This window comes from uncultured Desulfovibrio sp., from assembly GCF_902477725.1.
Lineage (GTDB): Bacteria > Desulfobacterota > Desulfovibrionia > Desulfovibrionales > Desulfovibrionaceae > Desulfovibrio.
Map to the genome: position 1 here is coordinate 55,813 of NZ_CABSIF010000018.1, position 8,268 is coordinate 64,080.

Here is an 8,268-nt window from a genome sequence, read left to right on the forward strand (position 1 = left end):
TTACTTACGTGCCGACATCAACCGGTATTTTGCCCCCGCCGCAGCCAGCGCAAAATGGTTGCAAACATTTGATCCGGTTCCACCGGCTTGGCAATAAAATCATTCATTCCTGCTGCAAAGCAGCGGTCGCGATCTTCATTAAATGCATTGGCCGTCATGGCAATGATGGGCAGGTGCTGAGCGGACGGCATCTTTCTAAGCTCGCGTGTCGCCTCCAGACCGTCCATATTGGGCATCTGCATATCCATCAACACCAGGGCATGGTAGCCGGGGCTGGCTTGGCGCACCTTGGCGAGGGCTTCCAGCCCGTCACGCGCAACCTCTACTTCAAGCAGGGCCTCTGCCAGTGTTTCTGTTGCAACAATCATATTTATTTCATTATCTTCCACAAGCAAAATACGGCTGCCTGCAAAATTTACTGAAATTTCCTTGCAGGCATCCTTGATCTGCTCTTTGGCCTTAACAAGGCTGGCGTCTTCAACTTTGTCAAAAACCGCTGTAAACCAGAACGTGCTGCCCTGCCCCAATGTACTATGGGCCCCGGCCTGTCCTCCCATGAGTTCTGCAAGTTTTCTGGTAATGGCCAAGCCAAGGCCCGTGCCGCCAAAACGCTTGGACATGGAAGAATCAGCCTGCTCAAAGGGAGCAAACAGGTTTGGCAGTTGCACCTCGGCAAAGCCTATGCCGGTATCTGTCACCTCAAAGCGAAGTCTCACGTGCGATTCCATTTCCGCGTCCATCAGGGTACGGATGGCAACACTGCCCGAGGGGGTAAACTTGATGGCATTGCTCACCAGATTGAGCAGGGCCTGCGTAACGCGCAGGGCATCGCCCTTGAGCGCGCAGGGCACAGGATCAGATTCCACGTGCAGTTGTATGCCCTTGGCAGAAGCGCTTTCTGCCATGATTGACACCACATTGTCAGAGATAGCCCTTATATCCATCGGTTCGGCAACAATAACCAGCTTGCCGACTTCAATCTTTGAAAAATCAAGGATATCATTGATAATGCGGAGAAGATGCCTGCCTGAAGCCTGAACGCGCTCCAGCTTTTCCGTTGTATCCTTATCCTGCGTTTTTTTTCGCAAAAGGTGGGCAAGCCCGATTATGGCGTTCAACGGTGTGCGTATTTCGTGGCTCATGCTTGCCAGAAAGACGCTCTTGGCGGCATTGGCAGCTTCGGCCTGCTCACGGGACAGCGCCATCTGAGCCATTGCTAGGCGTTCATTTGTGATGTCGTCAATAACAGACACTATCCCCTTGGAGTGGTCAGCCGGATCAACCGCCGTGCCTGTCATGCGCGCCCAAAAAAGGGTTCCATCGCGGCGCACCAGTTCTTCTTCCCTGCAATAGGTTTCACCGTTCCATATCCGCTCGTAAGAAATTTTGCCCGCATCAAGGTACGCCTCGTTGTCTACATACCATATTCTCACGGATTTACCGATCATCCCGCCCTCAGGCCAGCCAAACATTTCGTGCATTCTGCGGTTGCCGCGAATGATTGTGCGGTCGGCAATCAGCGCTATGCCTGAGCTGGCGCAGTCGTATATGGTCTGCAGCACAGCCGTGCGCGCGGCAAGCTCGGCAGAGCGACTGGCTACCTGCTCCTCCAGTTGATCGTTAAGCGCGGCAGTGGCCTGCTCCGCCCTTTTGCGTTTTTGATTCTGTATTGCCAGAGCAATGGACAATGCAGACAAAATGGCAATGGCTACCGCAGCGGCAATTACCGAATTGCGGTATTCGCTCCAAATGGTTCGCGGGCGGTTCAATATTATGGAATCTGGGGGTAACTTGGTGGTGTCGGCACCCCAACGCAGCAACTGAACCCAGTCAAACATGGGCTGCGGCAGCACTGCGGCATCTGTGTTGTCTGCATCAATTTTACGGATTCCGGTCAGAAACTCAAAACCGATTTTGCCTACTTGCCGCCCAACCTCTGTGGTCATTACAACAGACCCCCCTAATGCACCCTGGAGGACATGCGCATCATAGAGGGCCAGCACTGGCGCGTTTGCCAGCCTGGCGACATCGGCGGCCACTTCTGCGGGAACAAAGCTGTGTCCGGTACTGTCTTTGTAATAAGTTCCAAGCAAGACAAGGGTATTGGGGGGCAGCGACGAAATCCGCTCCAGCATTTCTGCATAGGACAGTGCCGCAGTATCCTCCATCTCGATATTTTCTGGCAATGCGGCCCGGGCCGAAACCACCTGAGTATGGAATAAAGACTGTTTGTTGTATGCTCCGGCAACTACAACCAGCTGATGCGTTTGCGGAAAAAGATCGAGCCCATAGCGGAGCGTTCCGGCAATATCCCAGCGGCTGCCCACATACAGAACTGAGTGCGGGCGACCGCGCCACGATACCGCAGGATTCGATATCTGGGTTGCCAGAACTGGCACTTCAAGCGGCACCATGCCAGCGCACTCATATGCAAAAAATTCCAGCGCAGCCTGATTTTGCACCACCACCAGCCCAATGTCTGCCTGGGCAATCTTTTCCTGCAATACGGATGCAAGCCTGGAGCGCCAATAGGTGCTGTCGTTGCGTACAAGGTCGAGCATTTCAACGTAAATATCGTTGAAACTCAGGCCTTTTTCCCTGAGGACTTCAACGGTTCCGGCAGCCATGTTGTCTGTAACAGGCAGGCCATATTGCGACCCGGAAAGAATGAGCACGGACTTGTGCTCTGCGGTTTGCGGCCTGCCCGATTGCCTTTCCGACTGCATGCCTTGCGCATTGGCCGTGGCGGCGCTTGCCGCGAGGGTGGAAAAACCGGTATCAGAAACCAGTAACAGGGCGCATCCCATGATAACCAGACACATTGCAGCAATGCGCAGGATAGATGGACGATGAAAACTGCTCTTCGGCAGTTTCACAATGGGTAGCAGTGATTGCATCTATTCACCCCTGCGTCGCAAGCCCATTTATAAAACGAGGAATCTGCGTAAGGGTGCCTGCCGTGCGCGCTGCGCACCTCGTGGCTTCTGATTACATCTTGTATTTTATAGTAAATACATCCAGGGGCGAAGTCCAGCTACTACAGGTTGCGCAATCCGTGTGAATAAACGGTTTAGCCTGATATTATAATATGTTAATTTGTTTAATTTTTCAACGACCAGGCATATTTCAAGTGTTGCAGATATTCAAAGACCTGCAATACACCTACACATGTTACTATTTTTTATTATTATCTTGCATTGCGCTACACAAAAAAATAGTAGCATGCAAACGATACTAAAATACACCGCAAAAGGCAGTGGGACAATACAACTACAGATGCGCTTCTTTGTAAAATTCATCCGGCTTGAGAATAAAAATTTCATCGCTGTTCTTGTCAAAAGAAAACAGGCCCCGTTCCTGCGCCTGCCGCATCACCTTGTATAGGGTGATGCGGTGCATGCCGAGCAGATCAGCCATATCTCGGTAAGAAATATCGCGTTTGGCCCGCAGCGGTTCTGAGCCCGGCACAATCCGTGAAGCCAAAAATTTACAAATACGCGTAAGGTGCGATTCCATACATAATGAAACAGCATTTTTTGACAATAGTGTAACTTTTACACTGTAGCTTTTGCAAAGATTAAAAAAAAGTTCAGGATTTTCCATACCCAAACGATGTACATCTTCTCTGGTAAATGTACAGATATAGCAGTCTTCTGCGCAATCGTGAAAAAAACGCACCTCGCCTTGCCCTGTGGCTACACTTTTATCCCCGTCCATAAACATTGGTGTTTCATTAAAGCATGAGCCATCGCCAAGGTACCAGAGCGTTTTTTCACTTCCATCAGGGGCCAGAGCCATAAGGCGAACTCTGCCACTCACCAGAAAATACATTTCTGGCTGATTGTCATAAAATTTATGCCCCTTACGAAACAGGCGCGGCTTTGTGAGCGCCACGCTTCGCCAACACTCATTTTGTCTGAGCAATTCAGTAAATGACACGTCAGCCCCCTGGGAAAGTGATGAACTCAAGGCGTTATGCGGAATTCCGGCCTCTATCATGCCAGCGTTCCACATGCTGTTTTGGAACCTACCGTACCCTTTTTGTGAATTATGTTGCAAGGACAACGTTTTGACCATTTATCTTGTGGCAGCATTCCAGCGTACACGGTCAAAGGCCTCAGGGCAGTGACCAGCCATCGTGAGACTTTCACTTCGGCATTGCGTGTTGTTGCACTACTTGCCGGAAAGCCTTCAACGGTTCAATGTAAGCACATTCAGCCCACTCGAGGAGGTTGTCATGGGACACCCGACTATCTATCCCACAGGCGTAACGGTCTATAATCCGGAAAAAGCCTGGAGTGGATTCACCATCATTCAGGCACCGGACAACGGCGCTTTGCTTCTTGGCATGAACGGTCATGAAATTCGCATGTGGAAGGACGTTCACGGCTTTCCCAACAAGATGTTCCCCGGCGGCATGCTCATGGGCAGCACCGGCACACGCCACCCCAAGCACGGGCTTCAGGATCAGCTTGATCTTGTACAGATCGACTGGGACGGAAAAATCGTGTGGAAGTTCGACCGCGCCGAATTTGTAGAAGATCCCGGCCAGAAGGCTCAGTGGATGGCGCGTCAGCACCACGATTTCCAGCGCGAAGGCAGCTCCACAGGCTACTATGCTCCCGGCCAGGAACCCAAGATCGACTCCGGCAACACCCTGGTGCTTTGCCACAAAAACACTGTGCAGCCCTACATCAGCGACAAACCGCTGGTTGACGATGTTATCTACGAAGTCACCTGGGACGGCGACATCGTGTGGGAATGGAACTGCTCTGACCATGCGGAAGAAATGGGCTTCACCGAGGCCGCGCTCAATGCCATGTGCCGCGACCCCAACTACCGGGGCGGCACCCTCATGGAAGACGCCCCCGGCGTGGGCGACTGGATGCACGTCAACTCCATGTCCACACTTGGCCCCAACAAATGGTTTGAGGCTGGCGACGCCCGCTTCCACCCCGACAACATCATCATTGATGGACGGGAAACCAATATTATTCTCATCCTGGACAAAAAAACCGGCAAGATTGTCTGGCAGCTTGGCCCGGACTATGACCGCAGCCCCGAAGACAAGGCCATCGGCTGGATCATTGGTCAGCACCACGCGCACATGATCCCCCGTGGTTTGCCCGGCGAAGGCAATATTTTGGTATACGACAACGGCGGCTGGGGCGGCTACGGCAACCCCAATCCTGGCGCGCCCAAGGGCGTCAAGGCGGCCCAGCGCGACTACTCCCGCGTGCTGGAAATAGATCCCGTGGCCCGCAAGATTGTGTGGCAGTATACGCCGCATGAAGCAGGCTTCCTCGTGCCACTGGATGCCAGCCGTTTTTACAGCCCCTTCATCAGCTCTGCCCAGCGCCTGCCCAACGGCAACACGCTTATTTGCGAAGGTTCCGATGGCCGCGTTTTTGAAGTGACGGCAGAACACGAAATCGTGTGGGAATACATCTGCCCCTACAAGGGCCACATCAGCCTGCCCATGAACTGGGTGTACCGCGCCTACCGTCTGCCCTACTCCTGGGTGCCGCAGGCGGATGTGCCGGAGGAAAAAGCCATTGAACCTCTGGAAGTCAAAACCTTCCGCGTACCCGGCGCGGCCCCGTTTGGCCCCATGTCTGAAGTCAAGGTTGAAGGCACCATCGGTTACTACAGTGGCGCAGGGCACTGCGTAGCAGCAACGGAATAGAAACCTGTTCGCCATACCTTCCTTGCAGGGGTTCCGTCTTCGGACGGGGCCTCTGTTTTTTTATGGATGAAGCCCCGCTTAAAGCCTGCTCCTCTGGCAAGCATGCTCCGCCGCCCAATTTCAGGTTAGGAGGCTGCCTGTATCAGCTTAGGAAAAGGCAAAAAATTTAAGGAAGCCCCCCACAATATGTCTCCACTACCCAATTTTCGCCATAGAAAAGGCGGGAGAGCAAGCTCCCCCGCCACATCAGCCCAAGGGCTGAAAAAAATCAGAACTGGTAACGGAAGGTCAGCGAAACCCGCCAGTTATCCCGATACTGCGAATCTTCCACGCCACGCCACGTGCTGCCGTCAAGATGCAGGTTCACGTAGGCGGCTTCCACATTCATCAGCAGGTTGTCGTAAATCTTGTAGGTATTGGACACGCTGCCTTCCCAGGCATGGTCGGTGGTGGTGAGGTAGGCCATGGGGCCGTCAGCCCTGCTGGGATAGCTCGTCATATTGGCCTTACGGGGCATTTCCGCACTGTTGGTGCCATGAAAATACGCAAGCTTGAAGGTGTGGGTCAGGTCGTCAATAAAGCTGACATCCTTGATGGTACCCACAATACCCGCCAGACCGCCGGGATTGTGCCCGAGAACCTTCCAGGTATTGAGATCAAAGAAGCCGCCGCCAAAACCCAGCGGAGTGACCGGCCAGGGGGAGTTGAACACAGGCAGACGTTCTGAACCGTTGTAGGGGTTACTGTCGTCGCCGCTGCCGTACCAGGCGGTGATGCCAGGGACGCCCCAGTCGCATTTGTAATCCACCCGCAAGGCCGCGTACCAGCCCTGACGCACGAGATCAAAGGTCTTGGTCTGTCCCGTGGAGCTGAACTGGGTGTAATCTTTCAGCTCGCCCATATCCACGCGGCCATAGGTGAACTCCGCCGCGATGTCAAAAGGCTCGAAAGTCGTGACTTCAGAGGTCAGTCCGCCCCAAAAACCATTGCCCCAGGTATTGTTTGCATTGCGATATTTTTTTTCAAACGTGCTGAAGTAGTTGCCGCCGCTGCCAAGCACAGGCATGAGCCCGCCACGCGGGGCGTAAATGGCAGGTTCGCGCTGATCGGTATTGGTGTTGATGCCGCGCAGGCTGTTCTCGCCAATGAGGCCGTACATGCCCCAGGGGGTTATCTTCATGCCGTTGCCGGTGATCGGCAAGGTCAGCGCCAGCAGATCAAGGTTATCAAGGTAGTTTTTCTGCGTCTGTCCGTTTTGCGTAATTTCCGAATTATCGTTATATGGCCGCGCCCAGAAGCCCGTCAGCCCCATCTTGTAATCACCGCTGCTCACCAGGGGAGAGCTGACGGTCACCCCCGTGGAATACTGGCCGTACACCGCGCTCCAGCCAGTCACATAACCGGGCAGAAGCTGCGGCTGCATACCCATGCGCACCTTTATATCGGTCTTGGGCACGAGCCAGTCAATGTACGCATGCCGGACGCCAAGATTTTTTGAACTGTCCGCTCCAAGAGATGCGCCGTCGCCGGATTTTCCCCAGTTCATGGTGCCAGTGCCTACAGTGAACATCAGGCTGCCGGACACGTTTTCGCTGGCAATGGCGTCTATCTGGGTGCGCAGGCGCTCGATCGCGCCGAAGGTGTCGCTCCCTTTAATCCCGCGCGGCATGACATTGGATGCTTCAAAGCTTACATCAAATGCCCCCTTGACCTTGAAATCAACCGCCTCGGCCGCTTCCGGCGCAAGTAGCAAGCCCCCGGCAAGCAACACTCCCAGTACGTTGTTGCGAACAGCTTTCATCATTCCTCCTGTGCAAGTTGGTGCAACCATACAGAAACCTCTTCCAGTAATGCTCTGTAATGGCGCTTTCCGAAGGCCTGCACCGTTGCCGCAACAACGTTTTTTGAAAAAAGTTTATTTTTTCACAATCAATAGACATCACCTCTCAAAAACAACTCAACATGCTATTTTAAAAGAGTATTTTTATAAATGTGAAAAAAATATTCAGAAAATGTTGCCACAACAACGTCACCAGCACCACTGCTAGCCTAGTTTTTTGAACCAACACGGCAGTGGATGATTTTTTTCACAAAAAATGCAAAATGGCAGACAATGAAAAGGAGAGGCGCAATGCAGGATTCGCCGCGCATCAGCAATAACTACTTTGACGGCCTTGCTGTTACAGGACGCCACAAGGCTGTGTTCTTTATCATTATGGTCGCATACTTTTGCGAACAGATGGATAACTGGAATTTCGGCTTTATTGCCCCGGCGCTGATGCACAACTGGGGGCTAACCATGAAGGACATCGGAACCGTGACCTTCTGGTATTTTGCCTCCATGACCCTCGGCGGATTTGTCGGCGGATTTATCTCGGACATCATCGGGCGGCGCAAAACCTTTCTCATTGCCATCACACTGTTTTCCACAGCCTCCATCATCAATGGCCTCACGGACAGCTTCCACGTATTTGTGGCATCACGCGCCCTGACAGGTTTTGGCGTGTTCTGCCTCATGGTGTGTTCGCAAGCCTATATCGCAGAAATGGCCCCGGCCGAGAGCCGTGGCAAATGGCAAAACA

The 8,268-nt window shown here is 53.0% G+C and carries 5 protein-coding genes; 2 read left to right on the top strand and 3 right to left on the bottom strand.

From position 1 onward, the window contains the following. Positions 1-17: 17 nt before the first annotated feature. Positions 18-2,897, bottom strand: coding sequence for an ATP-binding protein (locus tag RDK48_RS14010; protein ID WP_298998084.1), 2,880 nt, complete (start codon positions 2,895-2,897; stop codon positions 18-20). A 373-nt stretch (positions 2,898-3,270) separates the two neighbouring features. Continuing rightward, entirely contained in the window at positions 3,271-3,999 is a 729-nt protein-coding gene (locus RDK48_RS14015; protein ID WP_298998082.1) for a Crp/Fnr family transcriptional regulator, read from the bottom strand. A 238-nt stretch (positions 4,000-4,237) separates the two neighbouring features. On the opposite strand from RDK48_RS14015, the gene RDK48_RS14020 reads away from it, so the two are divergent. Next, positions 4,238-5,686 carry an aryl-sulfate sulfotransferase gene (locus RDK48_RS14020; protein ID WP_298998080.1) on the top strand — a complete coding sequence of 483 codons (1,449 nt, stop codon included), beginning with the start codon at positions 4,238-4,240 and terminating at the stop codon, positions 5,684-5,686. Between the two features lie 268 nt (positions 5,687-5,954). Here RDK48_RS14020 and RDK48_RS14025 read toward each other — a convergent pair whose 3' ends face one another. Continuing rightward, positions 5,955-7,487, bottom strand: coding sequence for an outer membrane homotrimeric porin (locus tag RDK48_RS14025; protein ID WP_298998078.1), 1,533 nt, complete (start codon positions 7,485-7,487; stop codon positions 5,955-5,957). 330 nt (positions 7,488-7,817) lie between these two features. On the opposite strand from RDK48_RS14025, the gene RDK48_RS14030 reads away from it, so the two are divergent. Continuing rightward, positions 7,818-8,268 (top strand): MFS transporter (locus RDK48_RS14030; protein ID WP_308588030.1); only part of this gene is annotated, 451 nt, incomplete at its 3' end.